This window comes from Mycobacterium sp. SMC-4 (assembly GCF_025263265.1).
Classification (GTDB): domain Bacteria; phylum Actinomycetota; class Actinomycetes; order Mycobacteriales; family Mycobacteriaceae; genus Mycobacterium.
The window spans coordinates 5,222,642-5,244,085 of sequence record NZ_CP079869.1; the positions used below are offsets into that span (position 1 = coordinate 5,222,642).

Annotated in this window: 21 protein-coding genes; 10 read left to right on the forward strand and 11 right to left on the reverse strand. The window is 67.4% G+C overall.

Features of this window, described 5'->3' with window-relative positions:
* Window positions 1-96: 96 nt before the first annotated feature.
* From zomB to glf, 5 genes are all read right to left on the reverse strand, one after another.
* Entirely contained in the window at window positions 97-2,133 is a 2,037-nt protein-coding gene (gene zomB / locus KXD98_RS24925; RefSeq protein ID WP_396882018.1) for a flagellar motor control protein ZomB, read from the reverse strand.
* Window positions 2,111-3,046: a decaprenyl-phosphate phosphoribosyltransferase gene (locus KXD98_RS24930; RefSeq protein WP_260760968.1), complete on the reverse strand. Its 936-nt coding sequence runs from the start codon at window positions 3,044-3,046 to the stop codon at window positions 2,111-2,113. The genes zomB and KXD98_RS24930 overlap by 23 nt, the downstream gene beginning before the upstream one ends.
* A 92-nt stretch (window positions 3,047-3,138) precedes the next feature.
* Window positions 3,139-3,702, reverse strand: coding sequence for a phosphatase PAP2 family protein (locus tag KXD98_RS24935; RefSeq protein WP_260760969.1), 564 nt, complete (start codon window positions 3,700-3,702; stop codon window positions 3,139-3,141).
* Complete coding sequence (locus KXD98_RS24940) at window positions 3,695-5,635, reverse strand: glycosyltransferase (protein WP_260760970.1); 1,941 nt, start codon at window positions 5,633-5,635, stop codon at window positions 3,695-3,697. Before KXD98_RS24940 ends, KXD98_RS24935 begins: the two co-directional genes overlap by 8 nt.
* Window positions 5,632-6,861: a UDP-galactopyranose mutase gene (gene glf / locus KXD98_RS24945; protein WP_260765410.1), complete on the reverse strand. Its 1,230-nt coding sequence runs from the start codon at window positions 6,859-6,861 to the stop codon at window positions 5,632-5,634. Before glf ends, KXD98_RS24940 begins: the two co-directional genes overlap by 4 nt.
* 191 nt (window positions 6,862-7,052) lie before the next feature.
* Here glf and KXD98_RS24950 point away from each other — a divergent pair, with 191 nt between their 5' ends.
* Both KXD98_RS24950 and KXD98_RS24955 read left to right on the forward strand, forming a co-directional pair.
* Entirely contained in the window at window positions 7,053-7,970 is a 918-nt protein-coding gene (locus KXD98_RS24950) for a hypothetical protein (protein WP_260760971.1), read from the forward strand.
* 124 nt (window positions 7,971-8,094) lie between these two features.
* Complete coding sequence (locus tag KXD98_RS24955; RefSeq protein WP_260760972.1) at window positions 8,095-9,720, forward strand: N-acetylmuramoyl-L-alanine amidase; 1,626 nt, start codon at window positions 8,095-8,097, stop codon at window positions 9,718-9,720.
* Here KXD98_RS24955 and KXD98_RS24960 read toward each other — a convergent pair.
* From KXD98_RS24960 to KXD98_RS24970, 3 genes are read right to left on the reverse strand one after another with little or no spacing between them, the layout of a single operon-like run.
* Window positions 9,707-10,546 carry an HAD family hydrolase gene (locus KXD98_RS24960; RefSeq protein WP_260760973.1) on the reverse strand — a complete coding sequence of 280 codons (840 nt, stop codon included), beginning with the start codon at window positions 10,544-10,546 and terminating at the stop codon, window positions 9,707-9,709. The two genes, KXD98_RS24955 and KXD98_RS24960, sit on opposite strands and share 14 nt — an antisense overlap.
* On the reverse strand, window positions 10,543-11,289 hold the full coding sequence (locus KXD98_RS24965; protein ID WP_260760974.1) for a 1-acyl-sn-glycerol-3-phosphate acyltransferase: 747 nt from the start codon (window positions 11,287-11,289) through the stop codon (window positions 10,543-10,545). The genes KXD98_RS24960 and KXD98_RS24965 overlap by 4 nt, the downstream gene beginning before the upstream one ends.
* A gap of 3 nt (window positions 11,290-11,292) precedes the next feature.
* Window positions 11,293-12,081, reverse strand: coding sequence for a 1-acyl-sn-glycerol-3-phosphate acyltransferase (locus tag KXD98_RS24970; protein ID WP_260760975.1), 789 nt, complete (start codon window positions 12,079-12,081; stop codon window positions 11,293-11,295).
* A 52-nt stretch (window positions 12,082-12,133) separates the two neighbouring features.
* Between KXD98_RS24970 and KXD98_RS24975 the strand changes: the two genes are divergently transcribed.
* Genes KXD98_RS24975 through KXD98_RS24985 form a run of 3 tightly spaced genes read left to right on the forward strand, consistent with a single transcriptional unit; the run spans window position 12,134 to window position 14,783 of the window.
* The gene (locus KXD98_RS24975) at window positions 12,134-12,838 is read left to right on the forward strand and encodes an aminoglycoside 3'-phosphotransferase (protein ID WP_260760976.1); all 705 of its coding nucleotides are present in this window, start codon (window positions 12,134-12,136) and stop codon (window positions 12,836-12,838) included.
* A gap of 38 nt (window positions 12,839-12,876) precedes the next feature.
* Window positions 12,877-14,439, forward strand: a complete 1,563-nt coding sequence (locus tag KXD98_RS24980) for a Rieske 2Fe-2S domain-containing protein (RefSeq protein WP_260760977.1) — start codon at window positions 12,877-12,879, stop codon at window positions 14,437-14,439.
* Window positions 14,436-14,783 carry a hypothetical protein gene (locus KXD98_RS24985; RefSeq protein WP_260760978.1) on the forward strand — a complete coding sequence of 116 codons (348 nt, stop codon included), beginning with the start codon at window positions 14,436-14,438 and terminating at the stop codon, window positions 14,781-14,783. The genes KXD98_RS24980 and KXD98_RS24985 overlap by 4 nt, the downstream gene beginning before the upstream one ends.
* On the opposite strand, the gene serS is transcribed toward KXD98_RS24985, so the two are convergent.
* The gene (gene serS / locus KXD98_RS24990) at window positions 14,770-16,038 is read right to left on the reverse strand and encodes a serine--tRNA ligase (RefSeq protein WP_260760979.1); all 1,269 of its coding nucleotides are present in this window, start codon (window positions 16,036-16,038) and stop codon (window positions 14,770-14,772) included. The genes KXD98_RS24985 and serS overlap by 14 nt on opposite strands.
* Window positions 16,039-16,155: 117 nt before the next feature.
* Here serS and KXD98_RS24995 point away from each other — a divergent pair, with 117 nt between their 5' ends.
* The 3 genes from KXD98_RS24995 (at window position 16,156) to KXD98_RS25005 (ending at window position 18,193) form a co-directional block, all read left to right on the forward strand.
* A complete protein-coding gene (locus tag KXD98_RS24995; RefSeq protein ID WP_396882024.1) occupies window positions 16,156-17,565 on the forward strand; it encodes a septum formation family protein in 1,410 nt (469 codons plus the stop codon).
* Between the two features lie 16 nt (window positions 17,566-17,581).
* Window positions 17,582-17,920 carry a metallopeptidase family protein gene (locus tag KXD98_RS25000; RefSeq protein WP_260760981.1) on the forward strand — a complete coding sequence of 113 codons (339 nt, stop codon included), beginning with the start codon at window positions 17,582-17,584 and terminating at the stop codon, window positions 17,918-17,920.
* Between the two features lie 66 nt (window positions 17,921-17,986).
* The gene (locus KXD98_RS25005) at window positions 17,987-18,193 is read left to right on the forward strand and encodes a hypothetical protein (RefSeq protein WP_260760982.1); all 207 of its coding nucleotides are present in this window, start codon (window positions 17,987-17,989) and stop codon (window positions 18,191-18,193) included.
* Here KXD98_RS25005 and KXD98_RS25010 read toward each other — a convergent pair.
* Both KXD98_RS25010 and pheA read right to left on the reverse strand, forming a co-directional pair.
* A complete protein-coding gene (locus KXD98_RS25010) occupies window positions 18,173-18,865 on the reverse strand; it encodes a histidine phosphatase family protein (RefSeq protein ID WP_260760983.1) in 693 nt (230 codons plus the stop codon). The two genes, KXD98_RS25005 and KXD98_RS25010, sit on opposite strands and share 21 nt — an antisense overlap.
* A complete protein-coding gene (gene pheA / locus KXD98_RS25015) occupies window positions 18,862-19,788 on the reverse strand; it encodes a prephenate dehydratase (RefSeq protein ID WP_260760984.1) in 927 nt (308 codons plus the stop codon). The genes KXD98_RS25010 and pheA overlap by 4 nt, the downstream gene beginning before the upstream one ends.
* Window positions 19,789-19,901: 113 nt before the next feature.
* On the opposite strand from pheA, the gene KXD98_RS25020 reads away from it, so the two are divergent.
* Window positions 19,902-20,663: a DUF2470 domain-containing protein gene (locus KXD98_RS25020; protein ID WP_260760985.1), complete on the forward strand. Its 762-nt coding sequence runs from the start codon at window positions 19,902-19,904 to the stop codon at window positions 20,661-20,663.
* A gap of 10 nt (window positions 20,664-20,673) precedes the next feature.
* A complete protein-coding gene (locus KXD98_RS25025; RefSeq protein ID WP_260760986.1) occupies window positions 20,674-21,441 on the forward strand; it encodes a CPBP family intramembrane glutamic endopeptidase in 768 nt (255 codons plus the stop codon).
* Window positions 21,442-21,444 lie beyond the last annotated feature (3 nt).

The following is a 21,444-nucleotide window of genomic DNA, read 5'->3' on the forward strand; positions in this document are numbered from 1 at the left end:
CCGACATGGCCCCAGTGTTACGTCACGCGATACGAAAGCAGAAAACCTGCCGCGGCAACAAATCGGCACCCGCGTACCGCAAGCGTGACGTGGCAGTCAGGGCCCAGTTGCCGGCAGCCCGGTGTAGGGCGGGTTGACCCGCTCCGGCACCGGTAGTCCGCAGCGGTGGAGTTCGTAGAGTGGCACCCGGTCGATGCGGTAGCGCGTGAACCCCGCGGCGTGCCGGAGATTCGACAGGAACCTGCGGGGCCCCATCGGAGCACGTCGCGCGTCGAGCATCGCCTGGGTCTCGGGGCACTTCAGTGCCGCCTCGGCCTGACGGATCCAGTCCTCGTCCAGATACTGCGGGATGTAGGGCGGTTCCTTCAGGAACGGCCCCTCGGCCACCGCCCAGTCGGGGAACAGGTTCTTGTCGTGGCCGATGCGCCCGTTGGTGAGCCGTTCGGTGTGCGCCGCGACCGGATTGGCCAGCCCGATCTGGTCGATGACCCGCACGTCCAGACCGACGTTCATGCCCAACATGCCGAGGTTGGTGAAGAACACCGTGTGCGGCCCGATATAGCCGGGGGTGCGCAACTCTGGCGGCGGCGGAATCGCCGGCACCACATCCCACTGGTCGTAGTTTCCCGCCGGGAGCAGCAGCGCACCATCAGGTGTGTTGTCGATCGCGGTCAGCACGGAGCGCATGCGCGGGTAGTCCAGATAATCCGCCGCCGTCAGCGGATGAGGGTGACCGGTGGCCTGCGCGTAGAAACGACGCTCGTCGACGATCCCGGAATAGGTGACCCGGGTGGCGTCGGCGCCCATGCCCGACGAGTTGGCCGCCCACAACGCCCATCCGGCGACCGCAACCCACAGCAACGCCGCGGCACCGGCGAACAGGTAGCCCGCGCCGCGCGCCATCCTCGACTTGTCCGGCAGCATCAGCGGAACCACCGAGATCGGGGCCAGCAGACAGAACAGCGGGGTCAACAGCACCCGGCCGTGCATGAAATCACCGCCCTGGCGGACCCAGTAGAGGGCCTGCAGCAATCCGCTGGCGAGCATGAAAACCACTACCGCCGTAGGGTTCTGCACGATGCGGGCCCAGCGGCCGGTGCCGGCCGGTGCGCGCCGGTTCACCCAGGCCGGTCGACCGCGCAACAGCATCACCATGGCCGCCAGGCCGATCAGCAGCACCGCTGGCGCCCACAGGAGGTAGGGCTGATTGAAGTTGGCCAGGTAGCTCAGACCCTGATCCCACTTGGCGCCCGAGGCATCCTTGGCCACAGCGGTTCCCGGCACCAACAGGCCGTAATAGCCCATCCGGAAGATCTGGTACGCCACCGGGAGTAGTCCGCCGGCCACCAAGATCACCATCCGCCGACGCCAGTCGGGCGCGGCCATCAGCAGCATCACCAGTGCTGCGCCGCCGACCAAAGCCAACTCCGGACGGACCAGCACCGAGAACCCGGCGACGAAAGCCAGTACCGCCTCGAAGTTCTGCGGCGTCTGCTCGCCGTCACGCCGGCTGCGCAGGCCCTGCGACCAGCACACCATCATCCACCACAGCATGCCGAGATAGGCCAGCACCAAACCGTTTTCGAGCCCGGAGGTGGCGAAGTCGCGAGCCGGCGGCACCGCGATGTAGACCAACGCTCCGGCTGGCAACAGCACGGCGCGCCGGCCGGCCAGGCTTGGCGCGTACAACCGGGCGGTACCGAGCATGACGAAGGCGATGCCGGTCAGCGACAGCGCCAAGGCCAGCACCAGAACGACATACTCCAGGCGAGCCGATCCGCTCACCAAGCTGCCCAGATACACCAGGTACGACCACGCCGTCGAGGTGTTGGCTTCCACCCGCTCCCCGGCATTGAACACTGGGCCGTTGCCGGCCAACAGGTTTCGCACGGTGCGCAATACGATGAGGCCGTCGTCGGCGATCCACCGGCGCTGCCAGGCGCCCCATCCGAAGAGTGCGACCACCACCGTCACGCTGATCCACAGACTCAGCCGCACCGAGACGTGGTAGGGAAACGTGGGCCACTGCAGCAACAGCCGGTCCGCCGCCGACAACCGTCGGCCCGCCGCCGTACCTGATGGGCGGCCCGCCGCCGTACCCAGCGACCGCTCAGCTGAGGAAGATTGCGCCACCGAGGGATCCGATCCACGCGACCGCGAGCAGCTGCAGCACCCGGTCTTTCAACGCGATCTCTTCAGGCTCACCGGCCAATCCGCCGTCGACGTCGACCGCGTAACGCAGGATGGCGATCACAAACGGCACCATCGACACCACGAACCATGAGGTGTCGCCGGTCGCGTCACGCTCGAATGCCCAGAGCCCGTAACACAGCACCAGCGCCGTCGCCGACAGCGTCCACACGAAGCGCAGATAGGAACTGGTATACGCCTCCAACGACTTGCGGATCTTGGCGCCGGTCCGCTCGGCCAGCTGCAGTTCGGCGTAACGTTTGCCGCCCGCCATGAACAGCGAACCGAACGCCATCATCAACAGGAACCACTGCGACAGCGGCACATCGGCGGCCACACCGCCGGCGATGGCGCGGATCAAGAAGCCGGACGACACGATGCAGATGTCGATGACGGGCTGGTGTTTCAGACCGAAGCAGTAAGCCAGCTGAATGACGATGTAGACCACCATCACCAAGGCGAGGTTCGGGGTCACCAGCCACGAGATCGCCACCGACGCGGCGCCCAGCGCCACCGCCAGGCTGTAGGCCAGCCACTGCGGGACCACGCCGGCCGCGATGGGCCGGAACCGCTTGGTGGGATGAGCGCGGTCGGCCTCGACATCGCGGGCGTCATTGACCAGGTAGACCGACGAGGCCGCGAGGCTGAACACGACGAACGCGAGCAGCACCCGGACCAGCACTTCGCGGTAGTCGTAGACGTAGCGGTCGTCACCCAGCGCGGCCAGCGGGGCGGCGAACACGAGCACGTTCTTGACCCACTGCCGAGGTCGCAACGCCTTGACGATGCCCGCGGCCAGGCTCTTCGGTGGCCCCACGGCGGTGCCGCCCTCCTGGCCGACCCGCGACGCGCTCATCGGTGCTGTCTCCTCTTCGCGCGAGCGCTCATCGGTGCTGTCTCCTCTTCGCGCGAGCGCTCATCGGTGCTGTCTCCTCTTCGCGCGAGCGCTCATCGGTGCTGTCTCCTCTTCGCGCGAGCGCTCATCGGTGCTGTCTCCTCTTCAACGGTCCCGGCCAGCCGGTCCACCACCTTGGCCGTGACGGCCCCTATCGCAACCCCGGCGAGCACATCGCTGGGGTAGTGCACGCCGAGGACCAAGCGCGACAACGCCATCGGCGGCACCAATACCAACGGCAGCGGTAACCCGGTGGGCCGCGCCAGCAGCACCGCGGCCGCCGTCGTCGACGTCGCGTGCGCCGACGGGAAACTCAGCCCGCTGGGGGTGCCGACGTTGACCGCGATCGCCGGGTGGCTCGGCCGCTGCCGACGCACCACCCGCTTGATGGCCACCGCGGCGGCGTGCGCCAGAAATGCCCCCACCCCAGCGGTGAGATACTCGCGGCGCCGCGCGGGAATCAGCAGCGCGCCCAGCGCCGACACCGCGAGCCAGCCGATGCTGTGTTCGCCGAAATGCGACAGTCCGCGCGCGGTGGACAGCACCGCCGGCCGGTCCGCCAGCGCCGACTGCACCGCCACCAGCACGGCGTCCTCGCCGCGCGGGGGCTCAGCCATGGGCGGATTCCAGCGCGGGGTTGAGCACGCTCTCCCATTTCTGCGTGCTGGTCAGCATCGGTAGCGCCGCGCGGTACTGCCGGCGCAGCTTGTCGAACCTGCGCGCAATCAGTGCCTGACGTTTGAGCGACTCGCGGAGCAGTTCGATCATCTTCTCGCGGTCCCGCTGCCGGTACACCACTCCACGTCCGTCGGCGGTGGTGACGGTGACGCCGTCGACCCGGCACAGCGTGAACCACCGCGCGTCCTGGGTGGCGACGTTGAGCTGGGGCCTGTGGTGATGCTCGGGATCGTGGGGCTTGAGTTGGTGCATGACGCCGCGGGCGAGGCGCCACAGGATCGCCGGCGGTCTGACCGGGATCGTGACGGGCCCGGCCCGACCGGTCGGCGGCGGCAGCGCGGTGGCGCCGGGCAGCACGACCGCGTCGGGGAACTGCTCTCGCATCTTGCGCACGTCAGGCAGCGCCGACTCCAGGATGTCGAACAGGTTATCCGGACCTGCCAGAAAGTCGTCCATCGCCTTGTTCTGGATGGCCACCGTCGAATACTCAAGACAGAGAAGATGTTTCATCGTGGCCTTGAAGTGGCTGCGAACCAGTCCGCGGACGTCACCGTCCCAGTGCAGCGCCGCGACGATCAGCCGGTTGCGCAGATGGAAGTAGGCCTGCCAATCGATCGCGTCGTCCTTGTCGCTCCAGGCCATGTGCCAGATCGCCGCACCGGGCAGCGTGACGGTCGGATACCCGTGCTCACCGGCGCGCAGACCGTAGTCGGCGTCGTCCCACTTGATGAACAACGGCAGGGGCTGCCCGAGCTCTTCGGCGACCTGACGCGGAATCATGCACATCCACCAGCCGTTGTAATCGACGTCGATGCGGCGGTGCAGTAGTTGGCTGCGCGGCTCTTCGTCGTCGGCCAGCGGGTACTTGGCGAAGTTGTGGTCGTACTCGGTGTTGACCGCGTTGGTCCACATGAAGTTGCCCCGATCGACCATCTCACCCATCACGTGCAGGTGCGACGGCTCCTGCAGGTTGAGCATCTGGCCGCCGACCAGCGTCGGGGACTTGGCGAACCGGTTGAGCGCCAACGCCCGCAGAATCGAGTCGGGCTCGATGCGGATGTCGTCGTCCATGAACAGGATCTGCTCACAGTCGGTGTTCTTCAGCGCTTCGTACATCACCCGGCTGTAACCACCGGAACCGCCGAGGTTGGGCTGGTTGTGGATGGTCAGCCGGTCGCCCAGACCCTCGGCGGCAGCAGCGAAGCCCGGATGGTCCTTGGCCTTCTTGGTGCCCTGATCGGAGACGATGACCGCACCGATCACCTCGTCGACCAACGGGTCGGAGGTGAGCGCGGCAAGTGCGTTGACGCAGTCCGACGGTCGGTTGAAGGTCGGAATGCCGACGGCGATGTTGGCCCGGCCGGGCGCCGGTTCGGGGGCATACCAGCCGGCCGAGTGCAGAGTCGACGTCGAGTCGGTGGTGATGTCGAACCACACCCAGCCACCGTCCTCGAACGGCGAGAGGTCGACCTCGAATTCCACAACGCCCGGCTCGTCGGAGCCGGCGACGCTGACCACCGGCGCGCCACCCACGGTGATCCGTGCGCCGGTGGACTTGGACCGGTAGACATCGACCCGCGCGCTGCCGGTCAGCTCCACGCGCAGGACCACCGTCTCCAGGATCGACCAGCGGCGCCAGTAACTGGCAGGGAATGCATTGAAGTAGGTGGCAAACGACACCTCGGAGTCGGCGCCGACCTGCAGTGTGGTGCGTGAGGGTGCGTGCGCGCGCCGGGCGTTGGTGTCGGACTCCTCGATATAGAGCTTGCGGACGTCGAGGGGCTCACCGGGCCGCGGCAGGATCACCCGGGCCAGCAGACTCACCGCACGTGACTGCCCGGCCTCCAGCGCGCCGGACGGGATGTCGCTCATGATCGGTTGCTTCCTGTCTCGGGACCGCTCAGCGGTGCACCGTCGCGTAGGTGCGGCGCGAGCGTGTTGTCGTACAAGTTCAGCGCGCTGGCGATCGCCATGTGCATGTCCAGATATTGGTAGGTGCCCAGGCGTCCGCCGAACAGCACCTTCGAGGATGTGGTCTCGGCCTTTGCGCGAGCCCGGTAGGCGGCCAGTATCGCGCGGTCGGCGTCGGTGTTGATCGGATAGTAGGGCTCGTCGTCGTTCTCGGCGAACCGCGAGTACTCACGCATGATCACCGTCTTGTCGGTCGGGTAGTCGCGTTCGGGGTGGAAGTGCCGGAACTCGTGGATACGCGTGTAAGGCACGTCGGCATCGTTGTAGTTCATCACCGGTGTGCCCTGGAAATCACCGGTGGGCAGCACTTCGGTCTCGAAGTCCAGCGTGCGCCACCCCAGCCGCCCTTCGGCGTAGTCGAAATAACGGTCCAGCGGGCCGGTGTAGACGACCGGAGCTTCCGGGCTGTCTCGGCGCAACTGTTCGCGCACGTCGAACCAGTCGGTGTCCAGACGGACCTCGATGCGTTCGTCGGCGGCCATGTTCTGCAGCCACGCCGTGTAACCGTCGACGGGCAGACCCTCGTAGGTGTCGTTGAAGTACCGGTTGTCGAACGTGTAACGGACCGGCAACCGGGTGATGTTGCTGGCCGGCAGCTGCTTGGGATCGGTCTGCCACTGCTTGGCGGTGTAGTGCTTGACGAAGGCTTCGTAGAGGGGCCGGCCGATCAGCGAGATCGCCTTCTCCTCCAGGTTCTGGGCATCGACGGTGTCGATCTCACTGGCCTGCTCCTTGATCAGCGCCCTGGCCTCGTCCGGCGAGTAGTACCTGCCGAAGAACTGGCTGACCAGCCCGAGACCCATGGGGAACTGGTAGGCCTGTCCGTTGTGCAGCGCGAAGACGCGGTGCTGATAGTTGGTGAAGTCGGTGAACTGGCGCACGTAGTCCCACACCCGCTTGTTGCTGGTATGGAAGAGATGGGCGCCGTACTTGTGCACCTCGATACCGGTCTGGGGTTCGGCTTCGGAGTAGGCATTGCCGCCGATGTGTCCGCGGCGTTCGAGCACGAGCACCCGCAGGCCGAGCTGAGTGGCCGCGCGCTCCGCGATCGTCAGTCCGAAGAAACCGGAACCGACGACGAACAGGTCGAAAGCACCCGAAGTGGAGCGGGGATCAGGAGAGATCATCGGCAGCAAGGGTATCGGACCGGCGCGGTAGGCCCCGATGCGGCGCAGCGGCACAGGTCGCGATTCGCTCACGATTCCATATCGTCACTCTGGTCACAGCAGTCACAGCAGTACCATCGAACGCGTATCGAGATTCACATGTCCTACCTGCATTGAGTCGAAAATGTAGTCCATGTATTGAGGAGACTTCCGTGCCGAACCGACGTCGACGCCGGCTCTCGACAGCCTTGAGCACAGTCGCCGCTCTGGCAGTCGCGGGTCCAGTTGCAGTTGCAGCCGTGTCCGAGTTGTCCACCGGACCCCAGCACCGCGAGTTCGTGCAAGCCGCCACGATCACCGACCTTCCGGGCGAGCTGATGTCCGCCCTGTCACAGGGACTTTCGCAGTTCGGGATCAACCTCCCGCCGCTGCCGACCGGTCTGTTGACCGGATCCGGGGCCACCACCCCGACGACCCTGTCCCCCGGGCTGGGAACCGGCCTGACCACGCCCACCCTGACCGACCCGGCGTTGGCAAGCCCCACGCTGACCAATCCCGCCCTGACCAACCCGGGGTTGACCAGCCCCACCGGGCTGGCGCCGGGGTTGACCGATCCCGGGTTGACGACGCCGGGACTGACCGATCCGGGATTGGCCGCGCCGGGACTGACCGATCCCGCACTGGGCGCGGTCCCGATCGATCCGACACTGACCACGCCCGGGCTGAGCACGCCGCCGGCCCTGACCGACCCACTCCTGGGCGCCGCGCCGATCTCGACCTCGGGCCTGCCGTTGACCGGCGAGGTACCGATCTCGGCACCGATCGGGTTGGATCCGGCGCTGGGTGCCTATCCGATCCTGGGTGACCCGTCACTGGCGGCCACCCAGCCGGTGGCCTCCAGCAGCGGGGGCATCCTGGCCGACCTGACCAGTGCGGCCAACCAACTCGGCGCCGGTGAGGCCATCGACCTGCTCAAGGGCATCGTGATGCCGGCGATCATGTCCGCGGTCAAGCCGCCGGCCCCGGTTCCGCCCGCGGCGCCGATCTCGACCGCCGCCGGCGAGGCACCGCTGGGCGCTGCCGAGGCCGCTCCGGAGGCCGTCGAGGACCTCACCGACCCCGGCGCCTGATCCTTCACACAGGACGGCACCGCAGATGCCACGTGCTCTGCGGTGCCGTTGCCGTGTGAAATTCGCAACGCGCCACGCCGTGTCGCAACACAAGCATCAATTGGCACATACGTAACATCAGTCCGTGCTGTGTCAGCGCCCCGCACCATCGATCCTGCTCACCGCAATCGCGGCGACAGTGCTGATGCTGCCGTGGGCGATCCACGGGGTCCCCGGCGAAGACCCTCAGCGCCCCGCTCTGGCTGCACCCCAACTGGTTCACCAACCCCTGCCCGATATCGGCGGCGGTGAGACGATCCGCGAGCTTCATCAGGACACCGCGTTCTCCATGGTGGCGCTGACGGCGCAGGACCTGACCGGCACGACTGCGCGGGTGCGCGCCAAGAAGGACGACGGGTCGTGGGGCCCGTGGTACGACGCCGAGGTGATGGACGGGGTCGGCGCCGACCTTCCCGGACCGCGTGGCACCGAGCCGGTCTTCGTCGGCCGCACCAACACCGTGCAGATCGCGGTGAACCGGCCGACGACGGCGATACCCGCCCCGGCTGCCCCCGCCCAGGCACCCGAGATCGAACGACCCGAGCTCGGCTACATCCCGGCCAACGTCGAGCATTCCTTCGGGGAGAACCTCAGCGCCGTACTGATCAGCCCGCCCGAGGCCCCCGTCGACCTGTTGCCGCTGCCCAACGCCGCCACGCCACCCGGCCAGCCGCCGCACATCATCAACCGAACCGGGTGGGGCGCCGACGAGTCGATGCGCTGCGGAGAACCTCGCTACGACAAGGGGATTCGCGCCGGCGTCGTGCACCACACCGCTGGCAGCAACGACTACACACCACAGGATTCGGCCGCGATCATCCGTTCGATTTACGAGTACCACACCCGCACACTGGGATGGTGCGACATCGCCTACAACGCACTGGTGGACAAGTTCGGCCAGGTCTTCGAGGGCCGAGCCGGCGGCATGACCCGACCGGTCGAAGGAGCCCACACCGGCGGCTTCAACCACAGCACCTGGGGGGTGGCGATGTTGGGAGACTTCGACATCGAACCCCCGACGCCAATCCAATTACGCACCACTGCAAGGCTTCTGGGATGGGTACTGGGGCAAGCCGGTGTCGATCCGCTAGGCACGGTGACACTGCCCTCTGAAGGCGGGTCGTTCACCAAGTTTCCGTTCGGGGCATCACCGACACTGCCGACCATCTTCACCCACCGCGACGTCGGCAACACCCAATGCCCGGGCGACGCCGCCTACGCGCAGATGCAGCTGATCCGCGATATCGCCGCGCGCTTCAACGATCCACCCGGACCCGCACAGTTGGCCGAATCGCTGCGTGGCGGAGCGATCTTCACCAAATGGGAGTCTCTCGGGGGCAAGGACAGCTTCCTGGGCTGGCCCACCTCGCCGGAAGCCTCCGGTGAGGGATCCACGCGCTATGTCACCTTCCAGAACGGTGCCGTGTACTGGTCCCCGGAAAGCGGGGCCGAACCCGTCGCCGGGGAGATCTACAAGGCCTGGGGTTCGTTGGGTTTCGAGCGCGGCGCCCTGGGCCTGCCGACCAGCGCCGAAATCGCCGAACCGCTGTGGATCGTGCAGAACTTCCAGCACGGCACGCTGAACTTCGACCGGGAGAATCACATCGTGGTCCGGGTGATCGACGGTGTGCCCACCGAACTGCCGTCGGCGCCGGACGACATGGCGCCGGTCCAGCTCGAGCGCTTCACTCCGCCGATCAACCCCGTCTGACACCGTTGGGGCCGGGCTGCCAGTACCTTTCGAGCACCTGGGCCACGCCGTCCTCGGCATTGGTGACCGTGACCTCGTCTGCCGCAGCCACCGCTTCGGGATGCGCGTTGCCCATCGCCACCCCCACCCCGGCCCACGACAGCATCGGCACATCGTTGGGCATGTCACCGAAGGTGATCACGTCGGCGGCGGTGATGCCCAGTGGCGTGGCGACCTCCGCGATCCCGGTGGCTTTGCTGATCCCCAACGGCACGATCTCGATCAGACCGTTGTTCGTGGAGTAGGTGATGTCACCGGCGTTGCCGACGTGACCGCTCAGCACGGCGGCCATGTCGGAGCTGCGGGCACCGGCTTTTCGGATGAGCAGCTTGACCGCCGGCGCGCTGAGCAGGTCCTGCAGCGAGACCTCGGTATTGTCCGGATTCAGCCACGCGTGCTCATATCCCGGCGAACTGACGAACTGCGGGGTGGCCGCGTCGTGGGCGCTGCGGCCCACCCGCTCGACTGCCAACCCGGATCCGGGAATCAACCTGGTCGCGATGTCGGCCAGTTCGGCCAACGCCTCGGTGGACAGCGTCCGGGCCGACACGATCCGGTCGGTCGCCGGGTCGTAGATCACAGCGCCGTTGGCGCACACGGCCATCGGCGCGAACCCCAATTGATCGACCACCGGCGCCACCCAGCGCGGCGGACGTCCGGTGGCCAGCACGAACTGAGCGCCGGATTCGACGGCGGCCTTGACCGCCGCTCTGGTCCGCGGGGTCAATCGCTCGTCGTTGTCGAGGAGAGTGCCGTCGACATCGGAGGCGACCATCTCAGGGGTCATGGACGGTCGGTCCGCTTGCGGGCGCGTCGGGCACGTTCGTCGGCGTCGCGGCGCTCGGCCTCCTGCGGTGTCGGCGCACCGCCGCCCAGTCGGTGCGGAACCCAGAATGCACCGGGCGGGTGATGGTGGTCCGCCTGGGCGGAGTGCAACAACTCGGTCATGTCCCTCCGCAACGTCGCCAGTAGCTCTTCGACCGTACCGTGTGCCGCGATGGGCTCCCCCACCGCGACGGTGACATCAAAACGCTTACGCCCCAGAGCGCGCGGATGATCCTTGGTCCAGATCCGTTGGGCTCCCCAGACAATCAACGGCACGATCGGGACCTCGGCATCACGAGCCATCCGGGCAGCACCGGTCTTGAAGTCCTTGAGCTCGAAGCTGCGACTGATGGTGGCCTCCGGGTAGACCCCGACCAACTCGCCGCCGCGTAGGGCCCGCACCGCCTCGACGTAGGCCGACGCTCCGGCCTGACGATCGACCAGGATGGTGCCGGTGTGCCTGATCAGCCAGCGCACCACCGGCACCTCGTTCATCTCGGCCTTGAGCATGAACCGCAACCGGCGCCGGCGCCGGGCCACCGCGAGACCGGCGGGCAGGAAGTCGACGTAGCCGGTGTGGTTGATGCACACCACGGCACCACCGGAGGCCGGGACGTGGTCCAGCCCGCGGAAGTCGATCCGGGTCCCGGTGGCCGCAACCAGCAGGGACGCCGTGGATTCCAGAGCGCGGTACACCGGCTCCATGGGCTACCCCGGCGCTCCACCCGTTTCACGGCCTCCCGCCGGTGGTGTAGCGCGGCGGGCGGCCTTGGCCGCGGCTTCCTCGGCATCCATCCGGCCCGCTTCGGCCAGCGTCGGGGCCCCGCCACCGAGCCGGTGCGGTACCCAGAACTCGCCGGGGGGGTGCGGACCGTACTCGTCTTGGACCTGCTCGAGCAGGTGCTGCATCCGGGAGTGCAGCAGCGAGGTCAGCTCGGCAGCAGGCAGAGTCGGCTCGATCGGTGCGCCGACGGCGACGTGGATCGGTACCTTGGGCCGCCACAGCTTCTTCGGGTGTCCTTTGGTCCAGATCCGCTGAGCGCCCCACACGATGTGCGGCACGATCGGCACGCCCGCCGCGATCGCCATCCTCGCGGCGCCGGACTTGAAGTCCTTGATCTCGAAGCTACGGCTGATCGTCGCCTCCGGGTAGACGCCGACGAACTCGCCCTCGGCGAGCATGCGGCAGGCTTCCTGGAAGGACGCGGCGCCGCTGTCCCGGTCGACCTCGATGTGCCGCAGGCTGCGCATGATGGGCCCGGTGATCTTGTGGTCGAACACCTCGCGCTTGGCCATGAACCGGACCTTGCGGCCCATGCGCTGGCGATAGGCCGGCAACCCGGCGAAGGTGAAGTCGAAGTAGCTGGTGTGGTTGATCGCGATGACCGCCCCGCCGGTGCGCGGCAGATTCTCCACCCCGGTGACGGTGAACTTCAGACCTTGCACCCGCCACGCCAGACGGGCGAGCTGGATGACTGTGCCGTATACCGGTTCCACAGCAGCCAGCGTAGTGCTCCGCCTCCGCCCACCACAGACAGGACAACGGATCATGAGTACCCCCGACGGACCACGACAGGTGCCGGCACTCGTGGCGGACATCGCCGCGGGGCGGCCTGTGACGGCTGTGTGGGTCAACGAACTCGGAGGAGTGACGTACGCGATCGGCTCGGCGCCGGCCACCGATTACGTCAAGGTCTACCCCGACGCGGTGGCCGATCTGTTGGCCGCCGAGGTGCCGCGCCTGCGGTGGGCGCAGTCCTTCACGCCGGTCCCGGTCGTGCTTGCCTCCGGACCAGGGTGGATGCACACCGCCGCCCTGGCCGGGCGTTCGGCCGTCGACCCGCGGTGGCACGACCACCCGGAGACAGCAGCGCGGGCCATCGGTGCGGGGTTGCGGATGCTGCACGACACGTTGCCGGTACCCGACTGCCCGTTCGGCCCGCCGTCCTGGGTCGGTGACCACCCGCCGCCTGCGGACCGGCTCGTCGTCTGTCACGGCGACGCGTGCGCGCCGAACACGTTGATGGCCGACGACGGGTCCTGGGCCGGACACGTCGACCTCGGCGACCTGGGCGTAGCGGACTTCTGGGCCGACCTGGCGGTCGCGACGATGTCGCTGGACTTCAACTATCCAACCGACGACGACGAGCGGTGGGCGCGGGTTCTCCTCGACGCCTACGGCGTCGCCCCCAACCCGGAACGCATCGCCTACTACCGGGCTCGGTGGAACGACGAGCCCCTCGTCCCCGGCTAAGCTGCTTGGCGGAACCGCTGTCACCGGGAGGGATATTTGTGCAGGTCACATGCGTCGGACACGCAGGCTTCCAGATCGACACCGAGGCCGGGAGCATCCTGTGCGACCCGTGGGTCAACCCCGCGTACTTCGCGTCGTGGTTCCCGTTTCCTGACAACAGCACCCTGGACTGGGACCAACTCGGCGACGTGGACTACCTCTACGTCTCTCACCTGCACAAAGACCACTTCGACCCGGAGAACCTGCGCGCGCACGTCAACAAGGACGCCGTCGTGCTGTTGCCCGACTTCCCGGTGCCCGACCTGCGCCGGGAGTTGGAGAAGCTGGGATTTCATCGCTTTTTCGAAACCACCGACTCAGTCAAACACCGCGTCAGCGGCCCCAAGGGTGACCTCGATGTGATGATCATCGCGCTGCGCGCGCCCGCCGACGGCCCGATCGGCGACTCCGGGCTGGTCGTCGACGACGGCGCCACCGTTGCGTTCAACATGAACGATGCCCGCCCTGTGGATCTCGAAGTCCTGCACGTCGAGTTCGGCCAGGTCGACGTGCACATGCTGCAGTACTCCGGGGCCATCTGGTACCCGATGGTCTACGACATGCCCGCGCGCGCCAAAGAGGCGTTCGGCATCCAGAAGCGTCAGCGTCAGATGGACCGCTGCCGCCAGTACATCGAGCAGGTCGGCGCGAGCTGGGTGATTCCGTCGGCCGGGCCGCCCTGCTTCCTGGACCCCGAGTTACGCCACCTCAACGACGACCAGGCCGACCCGGCCAACATCTTCCCCGACCAGATCGTGTTCCTCAACGAGATGAAGGTGCACGGACGCGACGGCGGCCTGTTGATGATCCCGGGCAGCACGGCCGACTTCACCGGTTCACAATTGAACTCGCTGTCGCACCCGATGCCCGACGACGACGTCGAAGCACTCTTCACCACCGGTAAGGCCGACTACATCGCGGCCTATGCCCAACGCATGGCACCGGTGCTGGACGCCGAGAAAGCGCGTTGGGCACCGGCGGGCGGGGAACCGATGCTCGACGCGCTGCGCGCGATCTTCGAGCCGATCATGCTGTCCAGCGACCAGATCTGCGACGGGATCGGCTATCCCGTCGAGTTGCGGATGCGCGGCGGCGGCCATGACGAGACCATCGTACTCGATTTTCCCAAAAGGGTTGTGCGCGAGCCTATCCCGGATGAGAAGTTTCGTTACGGGTTCGCGGTCGCCCCGGAGTTGGTACGCACTGTGCTGCGCGACCGGGAGCCGGACTGGGTCAACACGATCTTCTTGTCCACCCGGTTCTCGGCTTGGCGGGTCGGGGGCTACAACGAGTACCTGTACACGTTCTTCAAATGCCTCACCCCCGAGCGGATCGCCTACGCCGACGGATGGTTCGCCGAAGCGCATGACGACAGCGCATCGATCGTTCTGGACGGCTGGGAGGTTCAGCGTCGCTGCCCACATCTCAAAGCCGACCTGTCCAAGTTCGGTGTGGTCGAAGGCACGACGCTGACCTGCAATCTGCACGGCTGGCAGTGGAACCTGACCAACGGCAGGTGCCTGACCACGAAGGGTCACGAACTGCGGTCGGAGAAGCTGTGACAGATTTCGGCGGGCAGACCCGCTACTACGACGACGGCCGCATCCAACTCGACCGGGAGGCATTGACGTTGCGGCGCTACCACTTCCCGTCGGGAACCTCGAAAATCATTCCGCTACGCGATATCCGAGGCTATTCGACCGATCCGCTCGGTGCGTTCATGCATCGCTTTCGGATCTGGGGCAGTTCGGACCTGCGCCGTTGGCTGCCGTTGGACGTGAGCAGGCCGTGGAAATCGACACTGGTCACTCTCGACGTGGCCGGCGCCCGCCTCAAGCCTGCGTGCACCCCGGCCAACCCCGACGAGTTCGTCCGGGTGCTCGACGAACTGCTCAGCGCACGCTAGCTGCAGGGGTCAGCAACTCAGTCCCGACGTGAGGAACCAGCGCGGCGGGTACCCGAACGCTGCCGTCAGGCTGCTGATGGTTCTCCAGGATGGCCACCAACCACCGGGTGGTGGCCAGCGTGCCATTGAGTGTCGCAGCGATCTGCGGCTTGCCGTTCTCGTCGCGGTAACGCACCGCCAGTCGCCGGGCCTGGAATGTGGTGCAGTTCGAGGTGGAGGTCAACTCACGGTAGGTGTGCTGCGTCGGAACCCACGCCTCGCAGTCGAACTTGCGCGCCGCCGAGGACCCCAGATCCCCTGCCGCGATGTCGATCACGCGATAGGGCACCTCGATGGCAGCCAACATCTCCCGCTGCCACCCGAGCAGGCGCTGATGTTCGGCCTCGGCCGACTCGGGGGTGCAATAGACGAACCCCTCGACCTTGTCGAACTGATGGACCCGGATGATGCCGCGGGTGTCCTTGCCGTAACTGCCGGCCTCCCGGCGAAAGCACGACGACCAGCCGGCGTAGCGCAACGGGCCCGCCGACAGGTCGAGAATCTCGTTGGCGTGGTAGCCGGCCAGCGGAACCTCCGAGGTGCCGACCAGATACAGGTCGTCGCCCTCGACGCGGTACACCTCGTCGGCATGCGCGCCGAGGAATCCGGTCCCCGCCATGATCTCCGGGCGCACCAGTACCGGCGGGATCATCAACGTAAAGCCGTTCTCGACCGCCGTGCGGACCGCCAGCTGGAACAACCCGAGTTGCAGGAGCGCCCCCGGCCCGGTCAGGAAGTAGAACCGGGAGCCCGACACCTTGGCGCCGCGCTCCATGTCGAACAGGCCCAAAGACTCCCCGAGCTCGACGTGGTCTTTGGGGTCGTCCAGTACCGGCGGGGCCCCGACGGTGTCGAGCACGGTGAAGTCGTCCTCACCACCGGCCGGGACACCGTCGATGATCACGTTCGAGATCGCCAGGTGGGCGGCCGAAAATGCCTGCTCAGCGTCCAGTTGAGCTGCCTCGGCCGCCTTGACCCGGTCGGCGAGCTCCTTGGCCGCGGCCAGCAGTGCGGGCCGGTCCTGCGGGGAGGCCTTGCCGATGAGCTTGCTGGCCGTCTTCTGCTCGGCACGCAGATTGTCGGCAGCTGAGATCGCCGAGCGCCGGGCGGCGTCTGCCTCGGCCAGCGCGTCGACGAGGCCGGGGTCCTCGCCACGGGACCGTTGTGAGGCGCGCACGGCATCGGGATTCTCTCGCAGCACCTTGAGGTCGATCACGGGCACACCCTACGGGGTGGCCGAGCCGCCGGACCGACGATGTCGTCGTCGGGTCGACTCCAGCCGCATGACGTTACAACTGCAACACTTGTCACAGCACCCGACACGCCTGTCACAATGGAGCGGATGTCCGAGCTGAGCTTCAACACTGTGCGCGAAGCGCCCGAACCCTCCGCAGGTGGCACCTCCCGCCGGTGGTGGCGCAGCCTGCAAGCCGAAGCCACCCGCCGAGCGCTGTTGCTGACCGCGCTCGGGGGACTGTTGATCGCCGGTGTCATCACCGCCCTACCCCAGGCCGACCGGGCCAGCGGACTGACCGCCAACGCCATCTCGCTGGGACCGCGCGGCAACGCCACCTTCGACGAAGCCGCCAGCGGCGACTGCCTGACCTGGCCGCAGGGCACTCCTGACGCCGCCGAGATCGTCGACTGCGCCGACGAGCACCGGTTCGAGGTCGCCGCGTCGGTGGACATGCGCACCTTCCCTGGCAGCGAGTACGGTCCCGACGCCGAGCCACCGTCGCCGGCGCGAATCCAGCAGATCAGCCAGGAGCAGTGCACCGCGGCCGTGCAGCGCTACCTCGGCCCGCGCTTTGACCCGAACAGCCGCTTCACCGTGAGCATGCTGTGGTCCGGTGACCGGGCCTGGCGGCAGTCCGGTGAACGGCGCATGCTCTGCGGCCTGCAGCTGCCCGGCCCCAACAACCAGCAATTGGCCTTTTCCGGCCGGGTCGCCGAGCTGGATCAGTCCAAGGTGTGGCCACCGGGAACCTGCCTGGGGATCGATCCGGGCACCAATCAGCCCACCGACATCCCGGTCGACTGTGCCGCCCCACACGCCATGGAGGTGACCGGTGCGGCCAACCTGGCCGAGCGGTTCCCCGACGGGCTGCCGCCCGAGCCTGAGCAGGACACCTACATCAAGGACACCTGCACGAAGTTGACCGATGCGTATCTGGCCCCCATCCAGCTGCGCAACACCACGCTGACCCTGATCTACAGCACGATCTCGCTGCCCAGCTGGTCGGCCGGCAGCAAGCAGGTGTCCTGCAGCATCGGCGCCACTCTGGGCAACGGCGGCTGGTCGACGCTGCTCAACAGCGCCAAAGGCGAATTGCTGATCAACGGTCAACCTCCGGTGCCGCCACCCGACATTCCGGCCGAGCGGCTCAACCTGCCGCCGATCCCGATCCCCGAGGTCTCCGACTCGTCCCCATCGGTGCCGCAGCAGTCCGGCGCCTCGACCGGGACATCGAGCCCGGGTGGCTCCACACCTGCGCAGAGCGACACCAGCACCCAGCAGACCGAGCACATGCCACAGATCGCGACACCGACACAGACCGAGCCGGCACCTGCGCCCGAGCTGGTGCCACCGCCGGCTCCCTTCAACCCGCTGGCACCACCTCCACCGCCGCCACCGGCCCCATTCAATCCGCTGGCACCACCTCCACCGCCGCCACCGGCGCCGTTCAATCCGCTGGCACCGCCACCACCGCCGCCACCGCCACCGCCACCGCCGGGTCTCTAGCTCGGTGACCGTGCGGATGAGCCCGCAGAGGTTCGAGGAGTTGGTGGGCGACGCGCTCGATCTCATCCCCGCCGAACTCGCTGCGGCGATCGACAACGTGGTGATCCTGGTCGCCGAGCGCAACGATGAGGAACCCGAGCTACTCGGGCTCTACGAAGGCGTCGCGCTGACCGAGCGCGACACCTGGTATGCCGGTTCGCTGCCCGACACCATCACGATCTACCGCGGCGCGCTGCTGGACATCTGCGACACCGAACAGCAGGTGGTCGAAGAAGTGGCCATCACCGTCATCCACGAGGTCGCCCACCACTTCGGCATCGACGACGAGCGGTTACACGAACTGGGTTGGGCCTGAGTCGATCACCGGGCGCGCCGGGCGCGGCAACCGCGCGGTGTCGGTCCCAGATGTTAGGAACGGACCATGACCACAGCGTGCCGCGCCTGCGAGGCAGGTCTGGAGCACTGCCACGGCGCCCTGATACACCATGCCTACCAGCGCGACGAGTGCACCGAAGGCGACTGCTTGGCCGCGGCTGCCGCGCACGACGTGCAGATTGACTGCAGCAGCCTGGGATGCGCCTGTGACGAGGTGCGCATCGGGTTTCGGTCAGCCCGTCGGATCGGCTGACCGGTGGTGGTCGGTGACCACCACCGGCTCCGGACCGAACGGCGGCACCAGCGCCCCCCACTGCACACAGTTCCACCTGCTGTTGCCAGTGGGAGCCAGTACCACCGACTCGGCGTTGGCCAGGTGATGGTCGACGGCGAACTGACTATCGATGCCGGACAGTACCGCTGCCACCAACCGGATCGCCGCGCCGTGGCTGACCACGACAATGTCCTCATGCCAGCTGTCGCGGGTCAGGTACTCGGTGCGTAGCGCCTCCAGTACCGGCACATAACGATCGAGCACGTCGCGTCCTGACTCGCCACCGGGCAGCGCCAGGTCGAGATCGCCACCGTGCCAACGCCGATAAATCGCGTTGAACTCGTCATGGGCCTGCTCGTCGTTGCGATTCTCCAGTTCGCCGACCTGCACCTCGTGAATGCCGTGGACCTCGCGGGCATCGACGCCGGCGGTCACGCTGATCACCTGGTGGATCTCAGTGGCGGTCTGGACGGCGCGGGTGGCGATCGAGTGCGCGAGCAGGCCGGGACGTCGTGCCAGACCCCGACCGAAGGTGCGGGCCTGCTCGCGGCCCAGGTCGGTCAGCTCTGCCCCCGGCGGCAGGGTGTCCAGGCGCCGGTCGACGTTGCCGCGCGACTGTCCGTGGCGGACCAGCACCAGGCGACCGCTCACGGTGTGCCCTCCCGCAACCGGTGCAGCCACGCCGAGGCCTCGTCGAGGGCGGGCGGCGCGGCGCCGACCAGCTTGCCGGTGGGCCACGAGCCCAGATATCGCACGTCGGCGCAGCGCCGGTGCAACGCGCGTAGCGCCTCGGCCACCGGTTCGTCGTCGATGTGGCCGACGAAATCCAAGAAGAAGATGTAGGTACCCATCTCGGTGCGGGTGGGCCGGGACTCGATCCGGGTCAGGTCGATGTCGCGGATCGACAGCTCGGTCATCGCCGACACCAGTGCGCCGGGCACGTTGTGCAGCCGCAGCACCACCGATGTGCGGTCGGCCCCACTGCACGCCGGTGGCGGGGCCGGCGGACCGATGAGCACGAATCGGGTGCGGGCGTTGGCTTCGTCGACGACGCCGGCGGCCAGTTCGACGAGTTCGAATCGCCGCGCGGCCAGCGCGGTCGTCACTGCGGCGTCGGCGCGGCACGCCGCCACATCCTGCGCCGCTGCCGCATTCGAATTGGCTGGTATGACTTGACTTTCCGGCAGATGCGCGGCCAGCCACCGCTTGACCTGGGCGGCTGCGACGGGGAAGGCAGCCACGGTGCGCACCTGGCCGCGGTCACACCCGGGACGGGCCGCGATGGTGAAGGACACGTCGAGGGTGAGCTCGGCGTAGATCTGCAACGGGGAGCCGTCGGCCAGGCTGTCCAGGGTGGGCAACACCGAGCCCTCGATCGAGTTCTCGATCGGCACGCACGCGTAATCGGCCTCGCCCTGTCGCACCGCGGCCAGCGCCGCGTCGGTGGTGTCCATGGCGAGGCGCTGCACACGCGCCGTCGACCGCTGCCCGGGTATCAGACCGTCGGCTTCGATCGCGCGCAGCGCAGCCTCGGTGAACGTTCCCTCGGGTCCGAGATAGGCGATGCCGGGCACCGCAACAGCCTATCGGTAGGCACGGTAATCGCATTCCGCTGCGCCGAAGGCCTTGCACAAAGGATCGCACAGAAGTTAAGTTAGGCAAACCTTACCAAGAGAAAGGCGGTGTGATGGCTTCAACGGCACCGAGCACGGCAGAACGGATCCGCAGCCTGTGCGCACGCTCGTGTAGCGCGATCATCGCGGTCGAGGGACTGGATCCGACGCCGACGCCCGTGCACCACCTGCTGCGTGACGGATCCTTCGCGATCACCGCTCCGGCAGCCGAGGTGCTCAACGCCAAGGTGGTCTCGGCCGGACACGGTGGCGTGCAAGCCATGCTCGAAATGACCGATTACGCGCCGCTGCCGTTGCGTGAGCCGGTGCGCTCGCTGGTCTGGATTCAGGGCAGGCTCAGCGAGGTTCCCGCCAGCAGCGTGCCTGCGATACTCGACCTCATTGCCACCGCAGACCCCAATCCCGCTCTGCTGGAGGTCAATTCGGACCACGCCCTGATGCGACTGGACATCGAGTCGATCGTGGTCGCCGATTCCACCGGTGCCGAGTCTGTGCCGCTGGCTGCACTGCTGGGCGCGAACCCCGATCCGTTCTGCGCCATGGAGTCCTGCTGGCTGCAACACATGGAATCGGCGCACCGCGACATCGTCGACCGGCTGGCGGCTCGGCTGCCCACCTCGCTGCGCCGGGGCCGGGTGCGCCCTCTGGGCCTGGACCGCTACGGCGTGCAACTGCGCATCGAAGCCGAGGACGGGGACCGCGACGTGCGCCTGCCCTTCACCAAGCCCGTCGACGACGTTTCCGGACTGAGCCAGGCCATCCGCGTGCTGATGGGCTGCCCGTTCCTGAACGGGCTACGAGCACGCGGGGTCTAGCCTTGCTGCGGTGAGCGGGTCTCCGGACGACCTCGACGCCGCGGCGCGACGCGCCCTGCGCATCGAGGTGGCCGTCGTGCTGGCGGTTACCTTCGCCTTGAGCGCCTACACCGCGCTGCTGAGGCTCATCGAAGGCGTGCTGCTCGGACTGTCGGACCAGACCGTCGCGATCAATCCGCGTCGATCACCGTTCGACCTCATCGACCTCGGCCTGAACCTGGCCGCGTTGTTCCAGCTGCTCGCCTGGGGGGCATTGGCGGTGTACCTGCTGTGGCGCAGCGGACACGGTCCGAGCAGCATCGGCCTGGGTCGGATCCGTTGGCGCGGGGACGTTCTCGGCGGCATCGGACTCGCGCTACTCATCGGCATACCCGGCCTGGCGCTGTACCAGATCGCCCGGACTCTCGGCGTGAACGCCTCGGTCGAACCCGCCGAGCTCAACGACACATGGTGGCGTATCGCGGTGCTGCTGCTGCTCTCTTTCGGCAACGGCTGGGCCGAGGAAGTCGTTGTGGTCGGATTTCTGCTCACCCGGTTTCGGCAATTACGCGTCAACCCGTGGATCGCACTGGTGGTGTCGAGCCTGCTGCGCGGCGTCTACCACCTCTACCAGGGATTCGGCGCCGGACTGGGCAACGTCGCGATGGGCCTGATCTTCGGCTATGTGTGGCAGCGCACGGGACGGCTGTGGCCACTGATCATCGCCCACACGCTGATCGACGCCGTGGCATTCGTCGGGTACTCGCTGCTGGCGGGGCAACTGGGCTGGCTGCGCTGAGCC

Coding starts and splice junctions, on each gene's coding strand:
- KXD98_RS24930 (WP_260760968.1), bottom strand. CDS start 3,046: ATGAGCGCGTCGCGGGTCGGCCAGGAGGGCGGCACCGCCGTGGGGCCA.
- KXD98_RS25005 (WP_260760982.1), top strand. CDS start 17,987: ATGACCACAGCGTGCCGCGCCTGCGAGGCAGGTCTGGAGCACTGCCAC.
- KXD98_RS24975 (WP_260760976.1), top strand. CDS start 12,134: ATGAGTACCCCCGACGGACCACGACAGGTGCCGGCACTCGTGGCGGAC.
- glf (WP_260765410.1), bottom strand. CDS start 6,861: ATGATCTCTCCTGATCCCCGCTCCACTTCGGGTGCTTTCGACCTGTTC.
- KXD98_RS25000 (WP_260760981.1), top strand. CDS start 17,582: ATGAGCCCGCAGAGGTTCGAGGAGTTGGTGGGCGACGCGCTCGATCTC.
- KXD98_RS25020 (WP_260760985.1), top strand. CDS start 19,902: ATGGCTTCAACGGCACCGAGCACGGCAGAACGGATCCGCAGCCTGTGC.
- KXD98_RS24935 (WP_260760969.1), bottom strand. CDS start 3,702: ATGGCTGAGCCCCCGCGCGGCGAGGACGCCGTGCTGGTGGCGGTGCAG.
- KXD98_RS24940 (WP_260760970.1), bottom strand. CDS start 5,635: ATGAGCGACATCCCGTCCGGCGCGCTGGAGGCCGGGCAGTCACGTGCG.
- KXD98_RS24965 (WP_260760974.1), bottom strand. CDS start 11,289: ATGGAGCCGGTGTACCGCGCTCTGGAATCCACGGCGTCCCTGCTGGTT.
- KXD98_RS24960 (WP_260760973.1), bottom strand. CDS start 10,546: ATGACCCCTGAGATGGTCGCCTCCGATGTCGACGGCACTCTCCTCGAC.
- KXD98_RS24995 (WP_396882024.1), top strand. CDS start 16,156: ATGGAGCGGATGTCCGAGCTGAGCTTCAACACTGTGCGCGAAGCGCCC.